The 25,050-nt window shown below is 64.4% G+C and carries 22 protein-coding genes and 1 riboswitch; of the genes, 14 read left to right on the top strand and 8 right to left on the bottom strand.

What is annotated here, in order from left to right:
- Positions 1-32: 32 nt before the first annotated feature.
- The 5 genes from purN to JOE66_RS05245 all read left to right on the top strand — a co-directional run bounded on the left by purN (position 33) and on the right by JOE66_RS05245 (position 7,374).
- Complete coding sequence (gene purN / locus JOE66_RS05225) at positions 33-650, top strand: phosphoribosylglycinamide formyltransferase (RefSeq protein WP_205107392.1); 618 nt, start codon at positions 33-35, stop codon at positions 648-650.
- A complete protein-coding gene (purH, locus tag JOE66_RS05230; protein WP_205107394.1) occupies positions 647-2,290 on the top strand; it encodes a bifunctional phosphoribosylaminoimidazolecarboxamide formyltransferase/IMP cyclohydrolase in 1,644 nt (547 codons plus the stop codon). Before purN ends, purH begins: the two co-directional genes overlap by 4 nt.
- A 53-nt stretch (positions 2,291-2,343) precedes the next feature.
- Entirely contained in the window at positions 2,344-3,561 is a 1,218-nt protein-coding gene (gene ddaH / locus JOE66_RS05235) for a dimethylargininase (RefSeq protein WP_205107396.1), read from the top strand.
- A 166-nt stretch (positions 3,562-3,727) separates the two neighbouring features.
- Positions 3,728-5,560 carry an ABC transporter ATP-binding protein gene (locus tag JOE66_RS05240; RefSeq protein WP_205107398.1) on the top strand — a complete coding sequence of 611 codons (1,833 nt, stop codon included), beginning with the start codon at positions 3,728-3,730 and terminating at the stop codon, positions 5,558-5,560.
- Positions 5,557-7,374, top strand: a complete 1,818-nt coding sequence (locus JOE66_RS05245; RefSeq protein ID WP_205107401.1) for an ABC transporter ATP-binding protein — start codon at positions 5,557-5,559, stop codon at positions 7,372-7,374. Before JOE66_RS05240 ends, JOE66_RS05245 begins: the two co-directional genes overlap by 4 nt.
- A 31-nt stretch (positions 7,375-7,405) precedes the next feature.
- Here the strand turns inward: JOE66_RS05245 and JOE66_RS05250 are convergent, their stop codons facing one another.
- Together JOE66_RS05250 and JOE66_RS05255 are read right to left on the bottom strand one after the other, a co-directional pair.
- Positions 7,406-7,813: a hypothetical protein gene (locus tag JOE66_RS05250; protein ID WP_205107403.1), complete on the bottom strand. Its 408-nt coding sequence runs from the start codon at positions 7,811-7,813 to the stop codon at positions 7,406-7,408.
- Positions 7,814-7,917: 104 nt separating this feature from the next.
- Positions 7,918-8,370 carry a GNAT family N-acetyltransferase gene (locus JOE66_RS05255; protein WP_205107406.1) on the bottom strand — a complete coding sequence of 151 codons (453 nt, stop codon included), beginning with the start codon at positions 8,368-8,370 and terminating at the stop codon, positions 7,918-7,920.
- 175 nt (positions 8,371-8,545) lie between these two features.
- On the opposite strand from JOE66_RS05255, the gene JOE66_RS05260 reads away from it, so the two are divergent.
- Positions 8,546-9,766 (top strand): NADP-dependent isocitrate dehydrogenase, encoded by a 1,221-nt coding sequence (locus JOE66_RS05260; RefSeq protein WP_205107408.1) that lies wholly within the window; start codon positions 8,546-8,548, stop codon positions 9,764-9,766.
- Between the two features lie 96 nt (positions 9,767-9,862).
- Here JOE66_RS05260 and JOE66_RS05265 read toward each other — a convergent pair whose 3' ends face one another.
- Together JOE66_RS05265 and JOE66_RS05270 are read right to left on the bottom strand one after the other, a co-directional pair.
- Positions 9,863-10,921 (bottom strand): N-acetylglucosamine-6-phosphate deacetylase, encoded by a 1,059-nt coding sequence (locus JOE66_RS05265; RefSeq protein ID WP_205107410.1) that lies wholly within the window; start codon positions 10,919-10,921, stop codon positions 9,863-9,865.
- Positions 10,918-11,277 (bottom strand): YrdB family protein, encoded by a 360-nt coding sequence (locus tag JOE66_RS05270; RefSeq protein WP_307827061.1) that lies wholly within the window; start codon positions 11,275-11,277, stop codon positions 10,918-10,920. Before JOE66_RS05270 ends, JOE66_RS05265 begins: the two co-directional genes overlap by 4 nt.
- 181 nt (positions 11,278-11,458) lie before the next feature.
- Here JOE66_RS05270 and JOE66_RS05275 point away from each other — a divergent pair, with 181 nt between their 5' ends.
- Positions 11,459-12,709: an MFS transporter gene (locus JOE66_RS05275; protein WP_307827062.1), complete on the top strand. Its 1,251-nt coding sequence runs from the start codon at positions 11,459-11,461 to the stop codon at positions 12,707-12,709.
- Here JOE66_RS05275 and JOE66_RS05280 read toward each other — a convergent pair.
- Positions 12,693-14,642 carry a sigma-70 family RNA polymerase sigma factor gene (locus tag JOE66_RS05280; RefSeq protein ID WP_205107413.1) on the bottom strand — a complete coding sequence of 650 codons (1,950 nt, stop codon included), beginning with the start codon at positions 14,640-14,642 and terminating at the stop codon, positions 12,693-12,695. The genes JOE66_RS05275 and JOE66_RS05280 overlap by 17 nt on opposite strands.
- Before the next feature lie 90 nt (positions 14,643-14,732).
- A riboswitch (ZMP/ZTP riboswitch) is annotated at positions 14,733-14,814 on the top strand.
- 43 nt (positions 14,815-14,857) lie between these two features.
- On the opposite strand from JOE66_RS05280, the gene glyA reads away from it, so the two are divergent.
- A complete protein-coding gene (gene glyA / locus JOE66_RS05285; RefSeq protein ID WP_205107415.1) occupies positions 14,858-16,162 on the top strand; it encodes a serine hydroxymethyltransferase in 1,305 nt (434 codons plus the stop codon).
- Complete coding sequence (locus tag JOE66_RS05290; protein WP_307827063.1) at positions 16,159-17,112, top strand: aldose 1-epimerase family protein; 954 nt, start codon at positions 16,159-16,161, stop codon at positions 17,110-17,112. The genes glyA and JOE66_RS05290 overlap by 4 nt, the downstream gene beginning before the upstream one ends.
- A gap of 86 nt (positions 17,113-17,198) precedes the next feature.
- Here the strand turns inward: JOE66_RS05290 and JOE66_RS05295 are convergent, their stop codons facing one another.
- Together JOE66_RS05295 and JOE66_RS05300 are read right to left on the bottom strand one after the other, a co-directional pair.
- Complete coding sequence (locus JOE66_RS05295) at positions 17,199-17,435, bottom strand: hypothetical protein (protein ID WP_205107417.1); 237 nt, start codon at positions 17,433-17,435, stop codon at positions 17,199-17,201.
- A 152-nt stretch (positions 17,436-17,587) separates the two neighbouring features.
- The gene (locus tag JOE66_RS05300) at positions 17,588-18,343 is read right to left on the bottom strand and encodes an META domain-containing protein (protein WP_205107419.1); all 756 of its coding nucleotides are present in this window, start codon (positions 18,341-18,343) and stop codon (positions 17,588-17,590) included.
- 287 nt (positions 18,344-18,630) lie between these two features.
- Here JOE66_RS05300 and JOE66_RS05305 point away from each other — a divergent pair, with 287 nt between their 5' ends.
- The 5 genes from JOE66_RS05305 (at position 18,631) to JOE66_RS05325 (ending at position 24,131) form a co-directional block, all read left to right on the top strand.
- The gene (locus tag JOE66_RS05305; RefSeq protein WP_205107421.1) at positions 18,631-20,202 is read left to right on the top strand and encodes a leucyl aminopeptidase; all 1,572 of its coding nucleotides are present in this window, start codon (positions 18,631-18,633) and stop codon (positions 20,200-20,202) included.
- Positions 20,199-21,254, top strand: a complete 1,056-nt coding sequence (locus JOE66_RS05310) for an AI-2E family transporter (protein WP_205107423.1) — start codon at positions 20,199-20,201, stop codon at positions 21,252-21,254. The genes JOE66_RS05305 and JOE66_RS05310 overlap by 4 nt, the downstream gene beginning before the upstream one ends.
- Positions 21,255-21,262: 8 nt before the next feature.
- Positions 21,263-22,717 carry a cardiolipin synthase gene (cls, locus tag JOE66_RS05315; protein WP_205107425.1) on the top strand — a complete coding sequence of 485 codons (1,455 nt, stop codon included), beginning with the start codon at positions 21,263-21,265 and terminating at the stop codon, positions 22,715-22,717.
- 94 nt (positions 22,718-22,811) lie between these two features.
- Entirely contained in the window at positions 22,812-23,825 is a 1,014-nt protein-coding gene (locus tag JOE66_RS05320) for an isopenicillin N synthase family dioxygenase (RefSeq protein WP_205107427.1), read from the top strand.
- 9 nt (positions 23,826-23,834) lie between these two features.
- Positions 23,835-24,131 carry a rhodanese-like domain-containing protein gene (locus JOE66_RS05325; protein ID WP_205107429.1) on the top strand — a complete coding sequence of 99 codons (297 nt, stop codon included), beginning with the start codon at positions 23,835-23,837 and terminating at the stop codon, positions 24,129-24,131.
- 101 nt (positions 24,132-24,232) lie between these two features.
- Here JOE66_RS05325 and JOE66_RS05330 read toward each other — a convergent pair whose 3' ends face one another.
- Positions 24,233-24,976, bottom strand: coding sequence for a YcnI family copper-binding membrane protein (locus JOE66_RS05330; protein ID WP_205107431.1), 744 nt, complete (start codon positions 24,974-24,976; stop codon positions 24,233-24,235).
- Positions 24,977-25,050: the final 74 nt, after the last annotated feature.

Consider the following 25,050-nt stretch of genomic DNA (forward strand, 5'->3'; position numbering starts at 1 on the left):
CAACGGCTAGCCAGAGCCTCTAAACTGTGTGGGTGCTGTCGATAGTCGTTCTCATTTCGGGCGGTGGGTCCAACCTTCGTGCCCTTCTCGAAGCTTCGACCGACGCCCAGTACCCTGCCCGGGTGATCGCAGTCGGTTCCGACACTGATGCCTCGGGCCTCGCGTTCGCCGAGGAATTCGGTGTGCCGGCCTTCACCGTGTACCCGTCATCGTTCGACTCGCGTGCCGCCTGGGGCGACGAGCTGCTGGCTCAGATCACACAGTGGTCGCCCGACCTCGTCGTCTGCGCCGGTTTCATGCGGATTCTGCCGCCGCGAGTGGTGGCCGCCCTCTCGCCGAACCTGATCAACACGCATCCCGCCCTTCTGCCAGCTTTCCCCGGTGCCCACGCTGTGCGCGATGCGTTGGCGGCAGGTGCGCTGCAGACCGGGGTGACGGTGCATATCGTCGACGAAGGTGTCGACACCGGGCCCGTGCTCGTACAGCAAGCCGTCGAGGTGCGGGGCGATGACACCGAAAACTCCCTCCACGAGCGCATCAAGGTGGTCGAACGCGAATTGCTCGTCCAGGCTGTGCTCGACATCGCGAACAACAGGCTCGCACTGACCCCGAACCACCCCGATTCCCCTAGGAGTTCCACCCTCTCATGAGCACTTCACGCCACGATCCCTCGCTCTTTCGCCACCGCGACCTCATTCCGATCAAACGCGCCCTCATCTCGGTGAGCGACAAGACGGGCCTGGTGGAACTCGCTGCGGCGCTGAGCGCCTCGGGCGTCGAGATCGTCTCGACCGGTTCGACGGCAAAGACCATCGCAGCCGCCGGGTTCGCCGTCACCGAAGTGAGCTCAATCACCGGTTTCCCCGAGTCCCTCGACGGTCGAGTGAAGACGCTCCACCCCTCCGTGCACGCCGGCATCCTCGCCGACCTCCGACTCGAATCGCACATCGCCCAGCTCCAGCAACTCGAGATCCAGGCCTTCCAGCTCGTCGTCGTCAACCTCTACCCGTTCTCTGAGACGGTGGCGAGCGGCGCTGAGGGCGACGATGTCATCGAACAGATCGACATCGGTGGCCCTGCCCTCGTTCGAGCCTCGGCGAAGAACCACGCGAACGTTGCGATCGCGGTGTCGCCCGGCATCTACCCGGAGATCCTGACCGCGATCGCCACGGGGGGCACGACACTCGAGATGCGGCGCCACCTGGCGGCGACAGCGTTCGCCCACACAGCCGCGTACGACACTGCGGTGGCAACCTGGTTCGCCGAACAGCTCGGTGCCAGCGCGCTCGCGGCCGAATCCGTCTTCGACCCGACTGCTCCCCTCGGAGAGAAGGGGTTCCCACAGGTCCTCGACCGCAGCGTCAGCCTCTCACACACCCTCCGGTACGGCGAGAATTCCCACCAGTCCGCCGCCCTGTACCTCGAGCCGAACGGCCGCGGAATCGCTGAAGCCACGCAGCTGAACGGAAAGGAGATGTCGTATAACAACTTCGTCGACGCCGACGCCGCTGTGCGCGCAGCCTACGACTTCCGGGCCCCTGCTGTGGCCATCATCAAACACGCGAACCCGTGTGGCATCGCCATCGCGTCCTCCACCGCCCTCGACCCCATTGCATCGGCGCACCTGCGTGCACACGAATGCGATCCTGTCTCTGCCTTCGGAGGAGTCATCGCCGCCAACCGCACGGTGACGCTGGGCATGGCAGAGGCCGTCAAAGACATCTTTACCGAGGTGCTGGTCGCGCCCGATTTCGAGCCGGATGCCCTGAAGCTCCTGCAGACCAAGAAGAACCTCCGCATCCTTCGCCTCCCCGCCGACTATGCACGGCCCTCGATCGAGCTGAAGCAGATCAGCGGGGGGCTCCTCGCGCAGGAGGCGGATTCGTTCGTCGACTATTCGACGGCCGGGTGGGAGCTCGTCTCGGGCGAACCGGCAGACGAGGCGACCCTCCGCGACCTCGAATTCGCCTGGAAGGCCTGCCGATCGGTGAAGTCCAATGCCATCCTGCTCGCCTCGAATGGGGCGTCTGTCGGGGTGGGCATGGGCCAGGTCAACCGAGTCGATTCCTGCCATCTCGCCGTCAGTCGCGCCGGAGCTCGGGCTGCTGGTTCCGTCGCCGCATCCGATGCTTTCTTCCCCTTCGCCGATGGCCTCCAGGTGCTGTTGGATGCTCGAGTGAAGGCAGTCGTGCAGCCGGGTGGCTCGGTGCGCGACAATGAGGTGTTCGAGGCTGCCCGAGCGGCGGGCGTCACGATGTACATCACCGGGGAACGCCACTTCTACCACTGAGGTATGGGCAGTTCCTCCCGGTGGGCGATTCGGCATCGAGTAGGGTCACAAACATGTCTTTTCTCACTCGGCGGGCCATCCTCGCTTCTCTTGTCACGGCAGTCGTCATCGCGGCGGTGGCCCATGTGTCGATGGTGCTCGCCTTCTTCGTTGCGAAGGCGTTCGAAGCCGGCGCGCTCCCCGTCATCAATGCTTTCTTCGTTCCCCAGACGCTTTTCACCCTGCTCTTCCTGTTCATCTTCGCGGTGGTCGGTGCCTTCAGAAGGTGGTACCTGGCGATCGCCGCAGGGCTGGTCTCCGGTGTGGCGGGTGCCTTCGTCGGCACGGGAATCCAGGTGCTCACCCAGGGCAACCCGCTGAACGGTGATGTCGTGAGCTACCTCATCGGCACGCTGGTGGGCATCAACCTCATCTTCGTCGTGGTCGTGGTTCTCGCATCCGCCACCATCGGCCGTCGTGTCTATGAGGGCATCGCGCGCGTGACGGTAGCCGTGCGGCGGGATCAGGGCGAGAAACGGATCGCGATCATCCGGCACCCGGCAGCCACCCTTGCCGATGGCCAGGTGACGCACATCGAGAAGAGCGACATCGACCTCGAGCTCGCCACCACCCAGTGGCAGTCGTATGTGTCTGCGCTCGAGGGTGCCGGCTGGGTCACCGTCGAGGTCGATCAGGCCGATCACCTTGCAGACTCGGTGTTCATCGAAGACGCGGTCGTGGTCTTCGGTGATGTCGCTGTCATCACTAGCCCGGGGAGTGAGCACCGGGTCGAAGAGACCGACGCGGCCGAAGTCACGGTCAGGGAGCTCGGCCTCAAAGTCGCGAGAATAGCGCAGCCGGGCACGCTCGACGGCGGCGACGTGCTCAAGGTCGGCACGACGGTGTACGTGGGCCGGAGCGGCCGTACCAACGCTGAGGGTATTCACCAATTGCGCCACATCGTCGCCTCGTTGGGCTACTCGGTGGTCGCCGTTCCGCTGACCAAAGTGCTGCACCTGAAGAGCGCGGTGACGGCCCTGCCTGACGGCACGGTGATCGGCTACCTTCCGCTGGTGGATGACCCGCAGATCTTCGACCGCTTCCTGAGTATGCCGGAGGAGGGCGGCGCGCACGTCGTGAAGCTCTCGGAAGACACCGTGCTGATGTCGGCTTCGGCGCCGAAGAGTGCTGAGCTCATCGAGAACCTCGGCTATCGGGTCATCTCCGTCGACATCAGCGAGTACGAGAAGCTGGAGGGCTGCGTGACCTGCCTTTCGGTGCGAGTTCGCTGACGCGACCCACCTCGGAAAGCGGCGAAGCCCGCGAGCGTGAGCCGACGGTGAGCTTGCAGGAGGCCAGAAGATTAGGTAGCCTGCAAGGCTGCCCAGAATCCTCTGCGCCCCACAATGGCGAAGCAGCCTGTCGTCACCACCACACCACACCGAGGACAACCCGTTCATGCCTGCCTCACAAGGACAGTCGACTTTCCGCACCCTCCTGAGACTCCACGAGTACGCACGGCCCGCCATGCCGCGCATCTACACGGCCATGGTCGTGTCGCTGACGGCAAGCATCGTGGCACTCGTCATTCCGCAGGTGCTGCAGGTTCTGATCGATGGGCCACTCTCCGACGGTGATCCCTCAGAGATCTGGCCGGTCGTGTTGTTGATTCTCGGCCTCGGTGTGTTGGAGGCGGTTCTGATCGCCCTGCGCCGGGTGCTCGTGCTCACTCCGGGTACCCACGTCGAGGCGAGCATGCGGAACAGCCTCTATTCGCACCTGCAGGATCTCCCGGTGTCGTTTCACGACCGGTGGCCGAGCGGCCAATTGCTCTCCCGTGCCGTCAGTGACCTGAACCTGATTCGCCGGTGGCTCTCATTCGGCATCGTGATCCTGGTCGTCAACGTACTGACCATTGTGATCGGGTTCGCCGTGCTCATCAGTATCAACTGGGTGCTCGGGCTGATCTTCGTGGTCGCCTCGATCCCGGTGCTGGCGTACAGCTATGTGTTCGAAGGGCGTTATTCCGAAGCGGCGAGGCGCAGCCAGGACCAGGTCGGGGACCTTGCAACCTCGGTGGAGGAGTCTGTGCACGGGATCCGCGTGCTCAAGGCATTCGGCCGCGGTGGTTTCGCGCTCAAGAAGTTCGAGCGCCAGGCCGAAGAACTGCGCGGCACCGAGATCGAGAAGGCCAAAGCGGTCGCCAGTATCTGGTTGTGGTTGTTGCTCATTCCCGATGTGGCGTTCGCGGTCTGCCTCGTTGTCGGAGTATGGCTGGCGTCGACGGGGGCATCATCGGTCGGGCAGCTGGTGGCATTCTTCGCCACGGGCACGGTGTTGTTGTTCCCCGTCGAATCGATGGGCTACTTTCTGGCGATGACGCTCGACGCCAAGACGGCGACAGCACGATTCTTCGACGTGCTCGATTCGGAGAACTCCATCACCGACCCGGAGGAACCGACGATCATCCCGAACCCCCGGGGCCAGTTGACTTTCGAGAACGTGCACTTCCGCTACCAGGATTCCCCGGCGGAGGTTCGCGACCTCATCGACGGCGTCGACCTGCGCATCGAGTCGGGCGAGACGATGGCGCTGGTGGGCCTGACCGGTTCGGGCAAGAGCACACTGACGGCACTGACGACCCGGCTCTACGACACGACAGGCGGAGCCGTGCTGCTCGATGGTGTCGATATCAGGGCGCTGACCCGTGCCGAGCTGCGCACGAACATCGCCATGGCATTCGAAGATGCGACGCTCTTCAGTGCCTCTGTGCGGGAGAACATCGTTCTCGGGCGCCCTGACGCCAACGACGCCGACGTGGCGGAGGCCATCCAGATCGCTCAGGCCAGCTTTGTCTACGATCTCCCACTGGGTCTGCAGACGCGTGTCGGCGAAGAGGGGCTGAGCCTCTCCGGAGGCCAGCGCCAACGTCTGGCACTGGCCAGAGCTATAGCCGCGCGGCCTCACGTCCTGGTGCTCGACGACCCCCTCTCAGCGCTTGACGTCGACACCGAGGCACTCGTCGAGGCTGCACTCAGACGGGTGCTGGCGACGACGACGGCCCTGATCGTGGCACACCGACCGTCGACGGTGGCCCTGGCTGATCGGGTTGCGCTGTTGGAGCGTGGCAGGATCTCGGCCGTGGGCACTCACTCAGAGCTGCTCGCACGCAGTGAGCACTACAGGTTTGTCATCTCAAGTTTCGACGAGGCTCCCACGGTGCTCCCCATGACCTCCGGTACCTCGGGTGACCTGTCGATCGAACTGGCGAACACGGAGGAGGGCAGATGAGCGCCACCGCGAGCATCTCCGGAGTCGGCGGCGAAGAGCGCAACGACTTCACGAAAGTCGAGAGCCAGCAGATCCGCCAACGGTCGCTGCGCCTCCTCGGTTCTCTTCTGCGCCCTGAACGCCCGAGGCTCCTGCTGGGTCTCATCGTCGTCGTGGTCAGTACCGCGGCCCAGGTGGCCGGTCCCGCGCTCATCGCATACGGAATCGACAGCGGGCTGCCAGCTCTTCTGGCGAATGACTGGATGCCCATCGGCCTCGCCGGGGCCGCCTACATCCTGACGGGGGTCAGTGGCGCGCTGCTGATCTCGTGGTTCACGGTGTTGACGGCGCGAATCTCCCAGTCGATCCTGCTGGATCTGAGAAAGAGGGTCTTCGCGCAGACACAGCGGCTGAGCCTGGAATTTCACGAGAGCTACACGTCAGGGCGCATCATCTCGCGCCAGACCAGCGATCTCGACGCGATCCGCGAGCTGCTCGATTCGGGAATCAACCAGCTGGTGCAGGGCCTGCTGTACATGCTCTTCATCGGGGTCGCCCTGTTCTCGCTCGACTGGACCAGCGGCATCATCCTGGTCTGCTCGCTCCTGCCGCTCGCAATTCTGACCCGCTGGTTCCAGGTGCGGTCGCAGAAGATGTTTCGTCTCACGCGCGTCGCCAGCGCCAAGTTGATCGTCAAATTCGTCGAGACGATGACCGGAATCCGGGCGGTCAAAGCATTTCGCACAGAGAAGAGCAATGAGCGTGAATTCGGCGGACTCGTCGAGGAATATCGGGAATCCAATGCCCGGGTCATCCGGCTCTTCGGCATCTTCGATCCAGGGCTCGTGCTCATCGGCAACGTCACCGTCGCTGTCGTGCTCCTGGTGGGTGCGTTCCGCGTCATCGACGGGCAGGTCGCCATCGGGGTTCTGCTGGCTGCTGTGCTGTACACGCGCCGATTCTTCGACCCGATGGAAGAAATGGCGATGTTCTACAATTCGTACCAGTCCGCGGCCGCGGCGCTGGAGAAGATCTCGGGTGTGCTCGACGAGACGCCGAGCGTGGCCGACCCCGTTTCACCCGTCGACCTCTGGGAATCGAAGGGCGAGATCGACTTCGTCGGGGTGGAGTTCTCCTATGACACCGGGCGGGTCGTCCTGCCCCGGTTCACCCTGCACATCCCCGCGGGCCAGACCATTGCGCTGGTCGGATCGACGGGGGCCGGAAAGTCGACCCTGGCGAAGCTGATTTCGAGGTTCTATGACCCGACAGCGGGAATCCTCGCTCTCGACGGAATCGACCTGCGCGAAGTGCACCCGAAAGACCTCAGGCGTGCCATCGTCATGGTGACCCAGGAGGCCTACCTCTTCTCGGGGAGTGTTGCAGAGAACATCGCCATCGGAAAACCAGGTGCGAGCCGCGACGAGATCGTGCGGGCGGCTGAAGCCGTCGGTGCCGACACCTTCATCACTGGTCTGCCGAACGGATACGAGACCGATGTGAACAAGCGAGGAGGACGGGTCTCAGCCGGTCAGCGGCAGCTCATCTCGTTTGCGAGGGCTTTCCTCGCGGACCCTGCCGTACTGATTCTCGACGAGGCGACTGCTTCACTCGACATCCCCAGTGAGCGCCTGGTTCAGGATGCCCTGCAGACGCTCCTCGCAGACCGCACGGCCATCATCATCGCCCACCGGCTCTCGACGGTTGCGATCGCCGACCGTGTGCTCGTCATGGAACATGGTCGAATTGTCGAAGACGGCACACCGGCAGACTTGATCGCGGGCACCGGGCGCTTCTCCCAGCTGCACGCCTCGTGGCGCGAGTCTCTCGTCTAGAGCGGTGCGTTGAGCCCGCGAAGGCAGAGAACTAGGGAGTCCAGGCGTAGACGTAGTTCGCTGGAGTGAAGATGTGCCAGGCGCCCGAGCAGGTGACACCCTCGGCAGGCACGGTGGGAGGCCACCACGATTCGATGAGCTGGGGCAACTGCGCGCTCATGTCCGCGCTGCAGGGTTCACCGATAGGGGCCGGCGTCGTCACCGTGAAGGTCATGATGCTCGCGTGCTTGGTCTCGTCCGTCTTGATCCGGATCAGGGTGGCATCAGCCGGCACCCAGTCGGGCAGCGCCACGTTCGAGGGTGCACCGGAGGCATCGGCCGGAGTGGCATAGATCGCGCCGGCAAATGGTGGCGCGACGACCTGCGCCACCGAGCACGCAGAGAGCAGGAGTGCGCTCACTGCAAGGATCGGCGCGGCGATGAGAATACGACGCTTCACAGCTTCTCCGTCGATTGTCTAAGTGGTGAGAGGGGGTCCAGTGGCGCTTCGTAGTGCAGCGTCACTCTGCCACAGCGTAGCTGAAGCGTTTGAGCGAACGACTGTTACAGCGTGAGGGCGGCGATGGTCTCGCCGAACTGGGTCTCGCCGATCGGTTCGAAGCCTACGGCGAGAAAGAACGCCTCCGGGCCGTCTTCGCCGGGCTCGAACATGACGGTCAGCCTGTCGAATCCCCTCGAGCGCGCCTCCTCGGCCAGCGCGACGACGGCGAAGCGGCCAATACCACGACCCTGAGCGCTTGCGGCCACGTTCATTCGCCAGATGCAGCCGCGGAATTCATCGTGTGGGCTGTCGGGATCGAAGTTGCCCATGATGAATCCGACGACTTCGTCACCGTCGAGAACGACCCGGGGCCACGCCGTCGACGGATTGACGTACGCTTCGGCGATGGAATGCGAGACCGGAGCCACGAACTGTTCCTGCCCGGGCTTGAGCGTCAGTGTGTTTGCGGCGACGATATTGGTCGCAGACAGCTCTTCAAGTCTCAAGTCACTCATGGTGCAAGGCTAACGGGATGCGCATCGACGCGCCAGACGTGCCCGGCAGGCCCCTGCGTTTCTGCGGGAATCGTGGGCCAAACTGTCTCGACATCGAGATACATCTGAAACCGGGTAGGCTGTTCCTTGGCTTAGTTTCGTCAGCACAGGCTGACCATGCGGGTAAGGAGTTTGAATGTCCAAGATTCATGTAGAGGGTACGGTCGTCGAACTCGATGGCGACGAGATGACGAGGATCATCTGGCAGTCGATCAAAGACACGCTGATTTATCCCTACCTCGACATCAACCTGGAATACTACGACCTCGGCATCGAACACCGCGACGAGACCAACGACCAGGTCACCATCGATGCTGCCCACGCGATTCAGAAACACGGCGTCGGCGTGAAGTGCGCCACGATCACTCCCGATGAAGCCCGCGTGGAGGAATTCGGCCTCAAGAAGATGTGGAAGAGCCCGAACGGCACGATCCGAAACATCCTGGGTGGAACCATCTTCCGTGAGCCCATCATCATTTCGAACATCCCCCGTCTCGTACCTGGCTGGAACAAACCGATCATCGTCGGCCGCCACGCGTTCGGCGACCAGTACAAGGCCACCGACTTCCGGTTCGAGGGCAAGGGTACGCTGACCATCTCCTTCCAGCCTGAGGAAGGCAGCGATGCCGAAGCCCAGTCCTTCGAGGTGTTCCAGTCTCCCGGGTCTGGTGTCGCCATGGCGATGTACAACCTGGATGACTCGATCCGTGACTTCGCCCGCGCGTCATTGAGCTACGGCCTGAACCGCAAGTATCCTGTGTACCTGTCGACCAAGAACACGATCCTGAAGGCCTACGACGGCCGGTTCAAGGATCTCTTCCAGGAGGTTTTCGACGAGGAGTTCGCAGCGGCCTTTGCCGAGGCCGGAATCACCTACGAGCACCGGTTGATCGATGACATGGTCGCCGCCGCTCTCAAGTGGGAGGGTGGCTACGTCTGGGCAGCCAAGAACTACGACGGCGATGTGCAGAGCGACACCGTGGCACAGGGCTTCGGTTCATTGGGCCTCATGACGAGCGTTCTGTTCACGCCAGACGGAAAGACCGTCGAGGCAGAGGCTGCGCACGGCACTGTCACGCGTCACTATCGCCAGCACCAGGCCGGCAAGCCCACCTCCACCAACCCGATCGCGTCGATCTACGCGTGGACCCGTGGGCTCGCCCACCGCGGAAAACTCGACAGCAATGCGGAGCTCATCGCGTTCGCCGACACGCTGGAAGACGTCGTGATCAAAACCGTCGAGTCTGGCGCAATGACCAAGGACCTCGCCCTGTTGGTCGGCCCTGAGCAGCCGTACCAGACCACCGAGGAGTTCCTCGCGACTCTGACAGAGAACCTGAAGACGCGCTTGGCGTGATCGTCTGATCGACCCGAATCAGTCGGGCCGGGTTCAGAGAACGGCATCCTTCCTCTCGTCGAGGTGGGGTGCCGTTCTCCGTTGATCGGAGGTTGCTCAGACCATGGAGCCGGCCGCCCAGACCTGTTCCACATTCCATCCAGCATCGAGCAGCACCGCGTCTGCAGCGAAGCCGGGGGCAAGATAGCCGAGCGTGTCGTCGAGCTTCAGCGCCCTGGCCGGAGACGCTGTAACCGCGCGAACGGCGAGTACCGGGTCGACACCAGAGTCGAAGATCGCCGATCGCAGTGCCGCGTCCTGCGTGAGCGAAGAACCGGGTGTCGACATCGCGTCGGTGACCAGCACGATTCTCTGGGGGGCGGCGTAGAAGGCGATCCGTGCGACCTCGGCGTGGACGTGTACCCCGTCGAGTACGAGTTCGAGTGCAACCCTCGGGTCGACGAGTGCCGCCGTCACTGGTCCCGGTTCCCGGTGCCCGATGCCCGGCATCGCGTCGAATGCATGCGTGAGGAGGCTGGCACCATGATCGAATGCCTCGCGGGCGAGGTCGAAATCGGCTTCGGTGTGACCGATTGCCACGACCACGTCGGCATCGACCAGCTGGTCGATGACCTCCAGCGCACCAGGCAATTCGGGTGCGATCGTGACTTGCCTGAGGTTCCCTCTCGCCGCATCCACAAGACCTGCGACCTCGTCGCGGTCAGGTGTTGTGAGGAACTCTGCGTTGTGCGCACCGCGTCGCGAGGGCGCCAGATACGGGCCTTCGAGGTGCGACCCGAGAACCAGCGGGTCTGACTCGGCCAGCGTGGCGATGAGCGCGAGGTTGACGGCCAGCGATTCGCTGGTGTTCGACACGAGACTCACAACGGACCGGGTCGTTCCTTGGGCGCGGTGCACCGCTAGAGCTGCCGAGATTCCGTCGGCGTCGCGATCGAAGGCGTGGCCTCCGCCCCCGTGGCTGTGCACATCGATGAATCCCGGTGTCAGCCATCTGCCGCGTGCATTGACCACTTCAGCGTTCGCAGCCGTCGCCCAGCCATGCCAGCCAGTGCCGACACCGGCGGCCGCAATCGTGGTTCCCGTGAAGGCCACCCAGAAGTCCTCGAGTTGCCCATCGGCGTCGACCTTGGTGGCGCTGTGGATGACGACGGTCATGCGAATTCCTTGCGGCCGGAGATGACGCCACTCACCACAGCCACCAGACCGAAGACGAGGGCGACGAGCCACTGGCCCATGACCAGCCACGCCAGCGCGCCAGAACCCATGATGACGATCTCAACGAGGGCCTTGCCGAACGGATCGAGGCTGAATACAGCTCGGGGTGAGCGGAACAGGCCCCAGAGCACGATCGCGAACAGGGGAGCACCGATACCGAATACCCAGTTGAACACGGGAGGAGGCCACGCGAGGAATCCCCACAATCCGATCGAGAAGAACGCGAAGAGTTCGAGCAACAGCCGCAGAATATCGTTCGGCCCGATGCGAACTGGCCCTGAAGGTTCGGTATTCACGCCTGCAATGCTACTGCCGCACTGTGACCCGCCGACGCACGGAACGGTACTGGCGATACCGGGCGTTCTCCTCAGAACGCAGGGTACAATTGATCTTGGCTGGCGGGTATCGCTTCAGCCCCGGGCACGAACGTTTGAGATTTGGCCTGCCAAATACGCCTGTGAGAAGTGGTCTTTTCTCGTGACGACTATCGTCAAATCCCCTCCGTCCGCCGTTGTCGAGTCGCCATTTCCGTGGGCCGGGCTCATCGTTCTGGCCACCGCCGTCTTCATGTCTGTGACGGCAGAGATGGTGCCGACAGGCCTGCTACCCGAGATGAGCGCTGAACTCGGAGTCACCGAGTCCCAGATCGGCATGCTGGTCACACTCTTCGCGCTCGCCGTCGTCGTAACGAGCGTTCCCCTCGCTGCCATCACACGCCGGTTTGCGCGCCACTCGCTGATCGTTGTGGTGTTGCTGGCGGTGAGTGCCTCGAGTGTGCTCGCCGCAGTGGCCCCGAGCTATGAGTTCCTCGCAGTGGCGCGGGTGCTTGGCGGAATGGCGCACGGGCTGTTCTGGGCCGTGGTCGGGGCATATTCGGGGCACCTCGTGCCGAAACGCCACCTGGGGCGTGCTGTCGCCATCACCACCGGGGGCGGAACGCTGGCCTTCGTGCTCGGCGTGCCGCTCGCCACGGTGATCGGGCAGTCGTTCGGGTGGCGTGTGCCGTTTGCCGCGATCGCCGTTCTCGCGGTGTGTGCCTCGGTGCTGATCTTCATGAAGCTTCCCCGCGTGCCGAATCCGGTGAGGCGCGCTATGGATGATCGAGCCACCGGTTCACCCCGCCCCGCGCGATTCGATCCTTCCATCCCCGGCGTGGTGATGGTGTGCGTCACGGTTGCCGTCATCATGGTCGGCCATTACGCCATCTATACCTACATCACGCCCTATCTGGTCGCAGAACTGCACGTCGCACCAGGCGGAATCGGTGCGCTGCTCCTTCTCTATGGTGCAGCCGGTGCGATCGGGTTGCTTCTTGCGGGCTTCGTGTTCGGGCGGCGACCGTCGCTTGGATTGGCCGTGGGTATCACGGTCACAGCGATTGCCGTCGCGGTGATGGCGGTCTTCTCCGCAAATGCGATCGTCGCGACCGTCGCGTTCGCCCTGTGGGGCGCTGCCTTCGGCCTGATCCCTCCGCTCATGCAGGTTCGGCTGCTCCACACGGCGGCACCTCAGATCCGCGACACAGCGAATGCCTTCTTCTCCAGCTCGTTCAACGTCGGCATCGCTGTGGGAGCGCTCTTCGGTGGAATGCTACTGCCGGGATTCGGTGTCGAGTCGCTTCCGTACGCGTACCTGGCGCTGCTGTTCGTCGCGGGAGGGCTGCTCGCTTTCGCAATCGCTTCTGCGCGTCGGGCTCGCCTCGAAGCCGCTTCTACGGCGTCAGTGTGACGATCACAGCGGCCGATGACAGTGGGCCATGCTGGCCCGTATCGGGGTCGATGTAGCGCACACCGACTGTCGCGGGTGACAGGTCGGGAAGCGGCGGGGCGGTGAATTGGCTCAGGAAGTGCCCATCGCTGCCGATCGCGTAGGTGACTGGGTCGGCGACGCCGTTGAACAGTTCTTCGAAGAACCCGTCGGGGATTCCTGAGGCCTCGACGAAATAGCTCGGCATGATCGAACTGCCAGAGGTGGGGGAATTCAGCGTGATCGTGGCGAGTGTGACAGCAGTGCTGGCGCTGAGTTGCGAGGTCACGCCAGAGGTGGTCTGCCGCACGGCAAGCTGATGCGGCCCGAATCCAAGGGCCGGGTAGTCGGAGACGGCGTAGGCACCCGTTATCGGATCTGCGGTGGCACTGGCAACGACGGCTCCGCCAGGGAGCCCGGTGTCGACGACGTCGACCTGCGCGCCGGGCTCGGCGACCCCGGTGAGCAGCGGGAACACGAGTCCGGCAGGGTCCACCACGAAACTAAACGTGGGTATCGCAGCGATCACGGGCGGAACCGGAGGAATGGTGGCGGGGGAGGTGGGCACAGGGCTCGGCGTGGGCGAACCAGGCACCGGATCGACGATGCCGACAGCGGGCATAACGGGCCGCACGGGGGAGACCGGGCGAATCGCAGGTGTCGGCGCGGGCAGAGGCTCGCCAGCACTCACTGGTGGAGTTCCGGGCGAGGCAGCCACACCGGTGCCGGCCTGCCGGCCAGCGACCGCCTCGGATCTCGAATGAGCGAGCAGGGAGAATGTGCCAGGAGACCCCTTCGCCGAAGGGGCGCCGTGTTCGGAATTCGGTGCGGAGTCGGTGGTGCTGGTTGCCGTTGGCGAGAAGAGGGGCACGAGCACGACGATGGCTGCCACGGCAGCAGCCGTTGCCAGGGCAACCCCACCCCACGTCCTGACGCCTCGAAACCCGGCCGAGCCAACACCGTCGACCGACGGAGGCAAGGAGTGGACACCGTTCAGCGGCCGGACCCCCGGTGTGCCGGCATGCGCGGGGGAACCCGTGGCCGACACTGCGTCGGAAGGGTCAGGCACGGCCTCGGCGGCCGAAGCGCTGCTGCCCCCCTGCAGCCAGACGGTGTAGGCCAGGGCGCCAGAGATTCCGGCGACAAGAGGCAGGAGTACGAGGGTCAAGCGTGATCCCACTTCACGAGCTTCGTCATCGACGATGCTGCACGACGCGCAGGTGCCCAGGTGTTCGCGGATCTTTCGTGCCTCCCGTTGCCCGAGACTCCCGCGTGTGTACGACCCGAGCTTCTCGATCACCGACGCACACTCGCTGTCGGCTGCCCGCACGAGGTGGGCCTGGATCCAGGCCTGGCGCAGGCCCTCGCGAGCCCGGAACGTGAGGGCAGAGATCGCGTTGGGAGACATGCCGAGGAGGGGAGACATCTCAGACGCGGAGAGCTGCTCGACCTCGCTGTACCACAACGCCTCCTGCCAGCGGGTCGGCAGGCTGCGGAAGGCCTGGGCGGTCAGGCTCTTGTCGAGGGCGAGCAGCGTCTCGTTCTCTTCGGAATGAGGGTCGGCCAGTGCATCCAGTTCATCGCTTGCATCGACGATGCTGCCCCGCTTCCACTGCATGGCCACGTTGCGGATGGTGCTGAAGAGGTACGGTCGGAATGCTGTCGTCGGCCCACCGCCGTTCTTGATGGCCTGGAGCACCTTGGCAAAACTCTCGGAGACGATGTCGTCAGCGTCGGGAGACGAATAGCTGCGGGCAACGGTTCGGCCGGCTCGGGAGTGCCTGTTCCACAGCTCGGCGTAGGCGCGGGAATCGCCGCGTCGAGTCCGCTCGACAAGGTCGAGGTCTGAGGGTCCGTTGTCTGCGTCGGGTATCGCATGCGCCCCGACCGGGCTTGAACTGACCACGCTGCTCACACCAATCATCTGCCCCTGCTGAAAATCGCTCACTTCACCGTGCAAGCTGAATAATACTCAGGCGAGGTGAGAATAGCAACGCTGCTATGCTGACTGGGTCGCAACTGGCGTTCAGATGGTCACCATCGGGAAGCGACTGACACGGATTCGGCCGCTCGCCTGGGTCGCTACGCACCACTGCACCACTCTGTCCGCGTTGCCCTGAAGGAGTCCTGATGTCTACCAGTCCCGCGCCCGTTCGCAGTTCATTGCCCTCGACTTTCAACGATCCGCTGGCCACCGTCGATCCGGAGATCGCGGCAGTACTGCAGAGTGAGCTGGGTCGCCAGCGTGGCACTCTCGAGATGATCGCCAGCGAGAACTTCGTGCCGAGGGCTGTGCTGCAGGCACAGGGCTCTGTGCTGACGAACAAGTATGCCGAGGGGTATCCCGGCCGTCGTTACTACGGCGGTTGCGAATTCGTCGACGTTGCAGAGAACCTGGCTCGGGACCGCGCCAAGGCGCTCTTCGGGGCTGAGCACGCCAATGTACAGCCCCACGCCGGGGCGCAGGCGAATGCGGCAGCGCTGATGGCGCTCGCCACGATCGGCGACACCATCCTCGGCCAGGAACTCTCTCACGGTGGCCACCTGACCCACGGTATGAAGCTCAACTTCTCGGGCAAGAACTACCAGGCGACCTCCTACGGTGTCGACCCGCAGAGCTACCTGGTCGACATGGACGTCGTTCGCGAGAAGGCGCTCGAACACCGCCCGACGGTATTGATCGCCGGATGGTCTGCCTACCCCCGCCAGCTCGACTTCTCGGCATTCCGCGCCATCGCCGACGAGGTCGGCGCCAAACTCTGGGTCGACATGGCCCACTTCGCCGGTCTCGTCGCCGCAGGCCTGCACCCCTCGCCCGTGCCCTTCGCCGACGTCGTCACGTCGACGGTGCACAAGACCCTCGCCGGCCCCCGCAGCGGCGTGGTGTTGAGCACGGCCGAATACGCGAAGAAGGTCGACTCCGCTGTCTTTCCTGGCCAGCAGGGCGGCCCTCTGATGCACGTGATCGCGGCGAAGGCGACAGCCTTCAAGCTCGCCGGAGAGCCGGAATTCCGAGACCGCCAGCAGCGCACGCTCGACGGCGCCAAGATCATCGCCGAGCGCCTCATGGCAGCTGATACGGTCGCGGCCGGCGTCAGCGTGCTCACCGGCGGTACCGACGTTCACCTCGTGCTCGTCGACCTTCGCAACGCCCCCATTGACGGCAAGCAGGCAGAAGACCTCCTGCACGAGGTCGGAATCACCGTGAACCGCAACTCCATTCCGTTCGACCCTCGCCCCCCGATGGTGACCTCGGGACTGCGCATCGGCACCTCGGCGCTCGCCACCCGCGGGTTCGACAGCGAAGAGTTCTCCGAGGTCGCCGAAATCATCGCCAGTGCGCTGAAGCCTTCTCCCGATATCGAGGCGCTCCGGGCTCGGGTTCTCACGCTGACAGACGGATTCCCCCTGTACGACGGGCTCGAGAACTGGTGATCGACGGCCCGGCCGTGAATACGGTGCTGCCGCCGACGGGCGAACAGTTCGCGCTGTCGTTCACTGGCCGCGGGGGCTCCTCGACAGCCATCGTCACCGAAGTGGCGGCGGCGCTGCGTGAGCTGATCCTCGACGGAGTCGAATCGGTCGAATCGCACAGCGAAGCGTCCCTGCCTCCGATGGCCTCGGGTATCGTGCTCGTGCCGTGGCCCAACAGGGTAGCCGGTGGCGCCTGGAGCCTCGACGGTGCCCCTCAACAGCTCGACATCACCGAGCCGGTGACCGGCAACGCCATCCACGGCCTGCTGCGCAACACCGCGTACCGCCTCGTCGAGCGCACCGAGAACTCGGTAACGCTCGGCGCCATGGTCTTTCCGCAGCACGGTTACCCGTTCCGGCTTGCGACCGAGGTGCAGTATACGCTCGACGACGACGGCCTCACCGTGATCCACCGCATAGAGAACGAATCGGGCGCGCCCGCTCCTGTTGCCGTGGGTTCGCATCCCTACCTGAGGGTCGGTGATGTTCCGGTCCACGAGCTGGTGCTCACCGTCGATGCCTCGACCATGTTCGAAGTGGATGCCCGGGCCATCCCGACTGCGGAGGTCGCCGTCGACGACTCCGACTTCGACCTGCGCGCTGGCCGCGTCATCGGAACACTCTCGATCGACCACGGCTACGGCGGGGTGGGAGTGCACGGCGGGGTGTCGCTCCACTCCGTTTCGGCACCGGACGGCTCGGCAACCGAACTGTGGGCAGACGAGAACTTCGCGTTTGTGCAGGTGTTCACGCCATCCGCCTTTCCGCGTGAATCCGGCGCAGGTTATGCCGTTGCCATTGAACCGATGACTGCCCCGGCCAACGCGCTCAATACCGGCGAAGGGCTGCGCTGGCTCGCCCCAGGCGAGGCCTGGGAGCTCCGCTGGGGCATCCGCCACCGCGCCTCCTGACCTCGACCCGGCCACGACGCACGAAATACGACAGTCCCGGTGCCTTCGTGGCCACCGGGACTGTCGTATTCAGCACTGAAGCTCGGTCAGTTCTCCACTGTCGGTGGAGCCGAGTCGACTTCGCCCACGAAATTGTAGGGGATCGGCTCGACGGTGCCCTCACCGAGTGCCCAGGTGCGCACCGATGTGGTGTCGCCCGCCTCGAACCTCAGTTCGACGAGATCCTGGTACGCACCATCGATGAAGGGCAACTCGATGATCTCGTTGTTGCCGAGCGTTGTCGGCCCAATCAGCTCTGCCTTGTAGGTGGGGTTGTCGGTCATAGCTTCCCTGCTCTTTCCGTTACATCAGTCGCGCGTCACGCGCGTTCGGTTCTCAGCGTAAAGGCTGCTCTGGGTGCCGCGTAAGGGGTGCGAGTGCACGTTCTCCCAGATATCGATCGAAGAGCCCGTGTGCCTCGACACCCGCCCGGGGGTCAGAGTGCCGTGAGCTGGCCGAGCATCGTTCCGTCAGCGCCCTGGATCGTCATGACGCCCGATCGCACGGTTCCGGATGCTGCGCCGCTCAACCACGTGTCGACACCCTCGCACGCCATCAGGGTGGAGATTCCCTGGCTGAAGGTGATCGAGTCGTCGGCGTTCGAGGTCCAGGAGCCCGCCAACCGGTTGCACCCGTCACTGCCGGAATAGGTGCCATCTGTCGAGATCGAGAGGAAGGGCGACGTCGAGGTGCGGGTCTCGGTCCAGTACCCGATCGGCCGGCCAGATGGACCGACGGTCGAGTCGGTCGACCTGACCAGTTGGGTCTCTGCTGCGCCGTGGGCGCTCGTGATTGTGAGGTAGTCGCCGTTGACTGAGACGTGGGTGCCCTCGGTCACCGCGAGGGGAATCTGGGCTCCGTCGCAGGCCATCATGGTCTGGGGGCCTGACGTCGTGGTCAATGTGCCGTCGGCGTCGACGTTCCACGTGCCGCGCACACGGTTGCAGCCGTCAGAGGCGAGCCAGGTGTTGTCCTGGACGAAGGCGACGAACGGCTGCTCGGGCGCATCGACCTTCTGGCCGAGGGTCCAGACGCCCACGAGGCTTCCGGGGTGGATGGACGAGGTCGATGACGCGGTGGGGGCCGGCGTACTGCTGCCCGCGCTGCCCGTATTCGAGCTTGCACACCCGGCGAGGCTGATCGCGGCGAGGGCGGCCGCAGCCAGTGCAACCATTCTAGCTAACTGTGCCATCGGGGACTCCGTTCGGGTGGTGCGTGCAAGAAGAATCACGGGATAAAGCTATGACTTCCTCAGAAGTCTAGCGAGGGTCATTGATGCCGGATTCTGCGGTATCTGCGTCGCAGGGCCACTAGTGTTTCAGTTAATGCGCTACTTAGATCGTGAGGGACTCTTGACGATGAGCGCGCAATCGAATTCGACTCCGCCTGTCACGCGACCTCGTTCTCCGTCACCCCGAGACCGCCCCAGAATCCACAGTCCGTCCGCCTGACCCACCACCAGTAAGGACACCACCGCTCATGGCACTCGGAACGTACAAGCTCATTGCCAGCGACTTCAGCCCCATTCCGTCCCAGGCGCCGGGGGCGACGCCGGGCATCCGGGTCGTCGGCGAGGTCTCGGCTGGTCTTGAGGCCATCGGCTTCCTCGTGGGTACCAGTGGCGACGTGCCAGACGAGATCGGGCTCGACCGGGAGGCGCTTGAGCGTTCGGGCTTCGACGGCAAGGCCGGTGCGAGTCTGGCGCTCCCTCAACTGCAGGGCCCCCAGTTCATCGTGGTCGGGGCCGGAGACCCCGATGGCCAGACTCCCGCGTCTCTTCGCGACGCCGCCGCAGCGTTCGCCCGCGCTGCTCACAAGTATGCCCAGATCGGTATACACCTCGGCGACACCTTCGACCTGGACCCGGCCGTCGTGGGGCAGATGATCTCTGAAGGCGTTCTGCTCGCGAGATATCGCTACGTGACTCTGAAGACCGAGACCAAACACGTTCCGCTCGTCTCGCTCGACATCATGGTGGCGCCCATTGTCGCCGATGAGGTCCTCAGCGGCGTGCATCGCGGCGAGGTCTTCGCCAGAGCGGCCTGCATCGCTCGCGATCTGGCGAACACCCCGCCCAGCCACCTCACGGCGACCGATTTCGGCGAGGTCGCTGGTGAACTCGGCGCCGAATACGGTATCGGCGTGGAGCTCTTCGACAAGCAGCAGATCATCGAGATGGGCTGCGGCGGACTGCTGGGCGTGAATGCCGGCAGCATTGAGGAGCCGCGCATCATCAAACTGACCTACACGGCGAAGCCCACAGACGGCGGCGAGGTTGCTGACGCGGCAGCGGGGGCACCCAGGACCCCGCACCTCGCCTTCGTCGGCAAGGGCATCATGTACGACTCCGGCGGAATCTCGCTGAAGCCCTCCGACCCGATGCACTTCCTCATGAAGATGGACATGGCGGGAGCCGCGGCGGTGTTGGGCGCGATGACGGCGCTCGAGACCCTCGGATGCCCGGCTGCCGTCACCGCCTTCCTGATGTGCACCGACAACATGCCCTCGGGTTCGGCCATGAAACTCGGTGACGTTCTCACCATCCGCGGCGGCAAGACCGTCGAGGTGAAGAACACCGATGCAGAGGGGCGGCTCGTGATGTCCGACGCCCTGGTGCTCGCGACGGAGGAGTCGCCTGACGCCATCGTCGACATCGCCACCCTCACGGGAGCCGCTGTTGCGGCACTCGGTACGCACACTGCCGCGGTGCTCGGTAACGACCAGGCGCTGGTCGACCAGGCACTCGCTTCATCGCGGGCGACCGATGAGTCCGTCTGGCAACTCCCGCTCGAACACCGGTACCTGTCGCAACTCAAGTCTGAGGTCGCCGACCTGTCGAACCTCGGCGGCAAGTACGCCGGGGCGACGACCGCTGCGCTCTTCCTGAACGAGTTCGTCGGGGACACAGCGTGGGCCCACCTCGACATCGCCGGCACGATGATGGCTGAGGCCGACGATTCCTGGCGCACCCAGGGCGCGACCGGTTTCGGAACTCGGCTGCTCATCGACTTCGCGCTGAACTTCGCACCGACCCGCGCGGCCTCCGAGTGACTGAATCGCGGCTCTTCTCCCAGGGCCCGTTCAAGACGGCGTTCGTTGCAACTCTCGGTGTCCTCCTCGCGCTGCTGCTGGGTTCGGCCGCCGTCTCGCTGAGCACGGCGTTCACGCTGATCTTCCTCTCGCTCTTCGTCTGTCTCGGGCTCTACCCAGTGGTGCAGAAGCTCGAGAGGCGAAAGTTCTCGCGGACGGGCGCGGTCTTCACCGTTCTCGGCGCCTTCGTCGTCATCGTCGGCCTGCTCGCCTGGCTGATCCTGCCGATCGTGGTGGAGCAGGCCACGAAGCTCGTGACCTATCTGCCCAGCGGCATCGACCAGATCGAGCACCAGGCGTGGTTCGAGAGCGTGAATGGGGCTTTCGGCGGCTCCCTCACACCGGGCATCGACTGGCTGACCCAGGCTGTCGCCGACCCGAATGTCTGGCTCGCTGTCGGGGGCGGGGCGCTTCGCGTGGGAGCGGGCATCCTGAACGGAGTGTTCGGCACCGTGTTCGTCGTGGTGCTCACGCTCTACTTCGTGGCGAGCCTCGAGACGATCAAGGCGGCGGCCTACTCGCTGGTCCCGGCGTCGAAGCGCGACGGGTTCATCGACCTCTCGGAGACGATCGCAGCGTCGGTCGGCAAGTATCTCGGCGGCATGGTCATCCTGGCGGCGATGAACGCGGTCTTCACCTTCATTCTGCTGACGGCGTGCGGAGTCGCCTATGCCCCTGTGCTCGCAGCGCTCGCATTCCCCATCACCCTGATTCCGCTCGTCGGCCCAGTTATCAACCTCATTCTCATCACCTTCGTGTCGTTGTTCACCTCCCCGGGTGCCGCCCTCATCGTCTTTCTCGTGATGCTCGTCTACGTGCAGGTCGAGTCGTACGTTCTCACTCCACGCATCGTCGGCAAGGCCATCAGCATTCCGGGCTCACTCGTGCTGATCGGCGCGCTCATCGGCGGAACCCTGCTCGGCCTGATCGGCGCGCTCATCGCGTGCCCGGTGAGTGCCTCGCTGTTGCTCATCATGAAGAAGGTCGTCGTACCGGCCCAGAACACCCGTTAGGCGAAACGATGCAAGAAGTCGAGACCGTCACCCTGCTCCTGGTGCTGGCGCACGTCGTCATCGGGTTCACAGCCACTGTTCTGGTGTCGGCGAACCGCAGGCCCTCTGCTGCCATCGCCTGGGTGCTCACCATCATCTTCATCCCCTTCGCGGGCGCGTTCGTGTTCTTCCTCATCGGGTTCGGGCGCCTGCCCGCTGGCCGCCGGGCGAAGCAGCGTGAGGTGAACGAACTCATGCTTGCGCGCACCGTGGGGCTCTCGCAGCTCAGTCACCGAAACGAGTGGCCCGAGTGGCTGGAGTCTGCCGCACGGCTGAACCTCAACCTTGGTGCCCTGCCGATGGTCGGCGGCAATCGTGCAGAGCTGCTGCCCGACTACCAGGGCTCGATCGACCGGATGATCAAAGCCATCGACACCGCGACCGAGTACGTGCACGTGCAGTTCTACATCCTGGTGCTCGACGACACGACGGCCTCGTTCTTCGCCGCGCTTCGCCGAGCACGCGCGCGAGGAGTCGTCGTGCGCGTTCTCTCCGACCACGTCTCCGGTTTCCTGCTGCCGCGCCGCAAGGAGACCCTTGCCGCGTTCAGCGACATGGGCGCCGAATGGAGGGCGATGCTGCCGCTTCGGCCGCTGAAGGGGCAATGGCAACGACCCGACCTCCGCAACCACCGCAAGCTGGTCGTGGTCGACGGCAGGATTGGTTTCACCGGCTCGCAGAATCTCATCGATTCGACATACCTGAAGAAGAAGAACATCGCCAGGGGCCTGCACTGGCATGAGCTGATGATGAGCCTCGAAGGCCCGGCCGTGCGTGAGCTCGACGCCGTCTTCGTCTCCGATTGGTACAGCGAGACCGACGAGTTGCTCGCACTCGACACAAGCCCGGTCATCCTCGGTGCGGCCCCTGACCTTCTCGACGCCCAGGTGCTGCCGAGCGGCCCCAGTTTCGAGAACGACAACAACCTCAAGCTCTATGTGCTCCTCATCCAGAATGCCCGCAAGCGTGTGAGCATCACGAGCCCCTACTTCGTTCCGGAGGAGTCGACCCTCCTGGCCATGATCACCGCGGCGTCGAGAGGGCTCGAGGTCGAACTCTTCGTCTCGGCGATCGGAGACCAGACGCTCGTCTACCACGCCCAGCGCTCGTACTACGAAGCCCTGCTTCGCGCCGGAGTCTCGATCTACCTGTATCGCGCACCAACCGTTCTTCACTCGAAGCACTTCTCCATCGACGACGATGTGGCGGTCGTGGGCTCGAGCAACATGGACATCCGGTCGTTCAGCCTCAACATGGAGGTCTCGGTGCTCGTGCAGGGCCGCGAGTTCGTGGATCGCCTGCGCGCCGTTGAAGACGACTACCGTGCCAACAGCGACCGACTCGACCTCGAAACGTGGCTGAAGCGGCCCCTGGGCCAGAAGATCAGCGACAATCTGGCCCGCCTGACGTCCTCGCTGCAGTAGACAGCGAATTTCCTGTCACAGATCCGGATGCCCGGGGCGCTGCCGATTTCGTAACAAGGGGATTCAGCCGCCCAGAGCCTGAAAGAATTGTCGTGTGATCTCCTTACCCGTTCTCGACCTCTCCCGACTAGACCAAGGCCCTGCTGAAGCGCAGGCCTTTCGCGATGAGCTGCGGGAGGTGACACACACTGTCGGCTTCTTCTATCTCACCGGCCACGGGGTACCCTCGGCCCTGATCGACGAACTGATTGCGGTCTCGCGACGTTTCTTCGACCTTCCAGAGGAGCAGAAGCTCGCCATCGAGAACGTACACAGCCCCCAATTCCGCGGCTACACGAGGGTGGGCGGCGAACTGACCGCCGGTGGGGTCGACTGGCGGGAGCAGATCGACATCGGCATCGATCGCGAGGCGGTCACAGATCCCGCTGCGGACGACTACTGGCGCCTGGAGGGCCCGAACCTGTGGCCCGAGCAGCTGCCCGAGCTCCGCGAGGTGGTCGACCGCTGGACAAGCGAGCTCAACGCCGTCGCGATGCGACTCATGCGTGCGTGGGCGCTCGCGCTGGGTTCGCCCGAGAGCGTTTTCGACGAAGCGTTTGCCGATCATCCATTCTCCTTGCTGAAGATCGTGCGCTACCCCGGCGAGTCGACGGATACGCCCAAACAGGGTGTCGGCTCGCATCGTGATGGGGGAGTGCTCACCCTGTTGATGGTCGAACCGGGCAAGGGCGGCCTGCAGGTCGAGCACGATGGAGAGTGGATCGAGGCGCCCCCTATGCCGGGTGCGTTCGTGGTCAACATTGGCGAGATGCTGGAGCTCGCAACGGGCGGTTACCTCAAGGCCACACTGCACCGGGTCGAGTCGCCGAAGGTCGGGTCGGAGCGGATTTCGATCCCGTTCTTCTTCAACCCCGCGCTTGACACGGTGATGCCGAGGCTCGAACTGCCGGCCGAACTCGCCGCCGAGGCCCGGGGCCTCTCGGTCGACCCGAACGACAGCCCGATTCTCGAGACCTACGGGGAGAATGCGCTGCGGTATCGCCTGCGCGCACACCCGAACGTGGTCGAAATCCACCACGCCGACCTGCTGCAGCGTGCGGCTCGCTAAGGTGGGCTCATGAACGAGATAACGGTGACTCAACTCTCAGAGCTTCAGGGCGTGACCCTGATCGACGTGCGTGAACCCGACGAGTACGCCGCAGTGCGCGTACCGGGTGCGATCAACATTCCGCTGGGCACGATTGCCGACGCGAAGCTCCCCGAGGGCGAGCTCTACGTGATCTGCCAGCTGGGTGGCCGGAGCGCCAAGGCGACCGAGTACCTGAGTGGAGCCGGGGTGACAGCGACGAATATCGCCGGTGGCACGGCGGCCTGGGTGCAGGCCGGGTTGCCGACCGATTCCGGTACTGATTGAAGCATCGATGAGGGCGGTCATGTTCCGCTGGGTGGGGCCGGGTCGCTCTCGTGCGACGACCGGCCCCACTTGCTTTCCCTGCTTTATGTGGGCCCCTCGGTCTAGTTCTTTGTCGAACCATTCCTGCGGGTGAAAGCCAGCACCGAGATCACCAGGGCGACTGCACCGAGGGCGAGCGCGCCAAGACCGAGTCCGACCGCCAGTGATGTCGACCCTGAATTCGATTCGGAGCTCGACGTCGCCGCCGAGTCGGCCGTCTGGGTTGCAGAGACCGTGGTTCCGGTGGCACCAGCTTCGACTGGTGGCGCGTCGTTCACGTAGAGCGTCGGCGCGGGGTCTTCCGGCTCGGCGCCTGAAGCAGGCGTCGGGTTCACCCAGTTCGAGAGGGTGCCGTCAGAGTACGTCTGGTGCGTCGGCAACACGATGCTGCCGGTGTCGGGGATCGGACCGACGGAGATGGCGAAAAGCTGGAACTGGCCGGGCGCGATTCCCGCTCCGGCATCGGCCGTCCAGGTGATTTTCGTCGGGGCCTCGGTGACGGTACCGTCGTCGGTCTTCACCGGTGTCGCAAGCGTGCTCTGCACCACCTCGGTGCTCCATCCGGGTACCGGCTGGTAGGAGACACTGCCGAACGGGGTGTCGGTGGGCAGGTCGATCTCGAGCTTCGTCGTGCTCGCTGTTGCTGATTCATTGGGCACCTTGAAGGTGAGAGTGGAGTAGTCGCCCGCCGTTGCCTGGCCGGGGTCGACGTGCACGTGGGCGCTCGCTGCAAGCGGGGTCGCGAGGGCGAGAAAGGCGGTCAGGCAGACGGCAAGGCCGGCGCGACGGAAAGTGCTGTTGTTCATGATGTTCCTTGCTGTGTGAGTCGTCGCGCTTGAGCGAGCGCCGACAGGCACACGGGGATCGAGGGGGGAGTGGG

Source organism: Subtercola frigoramans (assembly GCF_016907385.1).
GTDB lineage: Bacteria > Actinomycetota > Actinomycetes > Actinomycetales > Microbacteriaceae > Subtercola > Subtercola frigoramans.

Excerpts from the sequence above, each read along its gene's own strand:
- purH (WP_205107394.1), top strand. The coding sequence starts at position 647 with ATGAGCACTTCACGCCACGATCCCTCGCTCTTTCGCCACCGCGACCTC.
- ddaH (WP_205107396.1), top strand. The coding sequence starts at position 2,344 with ATGTCTTTTCTCACTCGGCGGGCCATCCTCGCTTCTCTTGTCACGGCA.
- JOE66_RS05240 (WP_205107398.1), top strand. The coding sequence starts at position 3,728 with ATGCCTGCCTCACAAGGACAGTCGACTTTCCGCACCCTCCTGAGACTC.
- JOE66_RS05245 (WP_205107401.1), top strand. The coding sequence starts at position 5,557 with ATGAGCGCCACCGCGAGCATCTCCGGAGTCGGCGGCGAAGAGCGCAAC.
- JOE66_RS05255 (WP_205107406.1), bottom strand. The coding sequence starts at position 8,370 with ATGAGTGACTTGAGACTTGAAGAGCTGTCTGCGACCAATATCGTCGCC.
- JOE66_RS05260 (WP_205107408.1), top strand. The coding sequence starts at position 8,546 with ATGTCCAAGATTCATGTAGAGGGTACGGTCGTCGAACTCGATGGCGAC.
- JOE66_RS05265 (WP_205107410.1), bottom strand. The coding sequence starts at position 10,921 with ATGACCGTCGTCATCCACAGCGCCACCAAGGTCGACGCCGATGGGCAA.
- glyA (WP_205107415.1), top strand. The coding sequence starts at position 14,858 with ATGTCTACCAGTCCCGCGCCCGTTCGCAGTTCATTGCCCTCGACTTTC.
- JOE66_RS05295 (WP_205107417.1), bottom strand. The coding sequence starts at position 17,435 with ATGACCGACAACCCCACCTACAAGGCAGAGCTGATTGGGCCGACAACG.
- JOE66_RS05300 (WP_205107419.1), bottom strand. The coding sequence starts at position 18,343 with ATGGCACAGTTAGCTAGAATGGTTGCACTGGCTGCGGCCGCCCTCGCC.
- JOE66_RS05305 (WP_205107421.1), top strand. The coding sequence starts at position 18,631 with ATGGCACTCGGAACGTACAAGCTCATTGCCAGCGACTTCAGCCCCATT.
- cls (WP_205107425.1), top strand. The coding sequence starts at position 21,263 with ATGCAAGAAGTCGAGACCGTCACCCTGCTCCTGGTGCTGGCGCACGTC.
- JOE66_RS05325 (WP_205107429.1), top strand. The coding sequence starts at position 23,835 with ATGAACGAGATAACGGTGACTCAACTCTCAGAGCTTCAGGGCGTGACC.
- JOE66_RS05330 (WP_205107431.1), bottom strand. The coding sequence starts at position 24,976 with ATGAACAACAGCACTTTCCGTCGCGCCGGCCTTGCCGTCTGCCTGACC.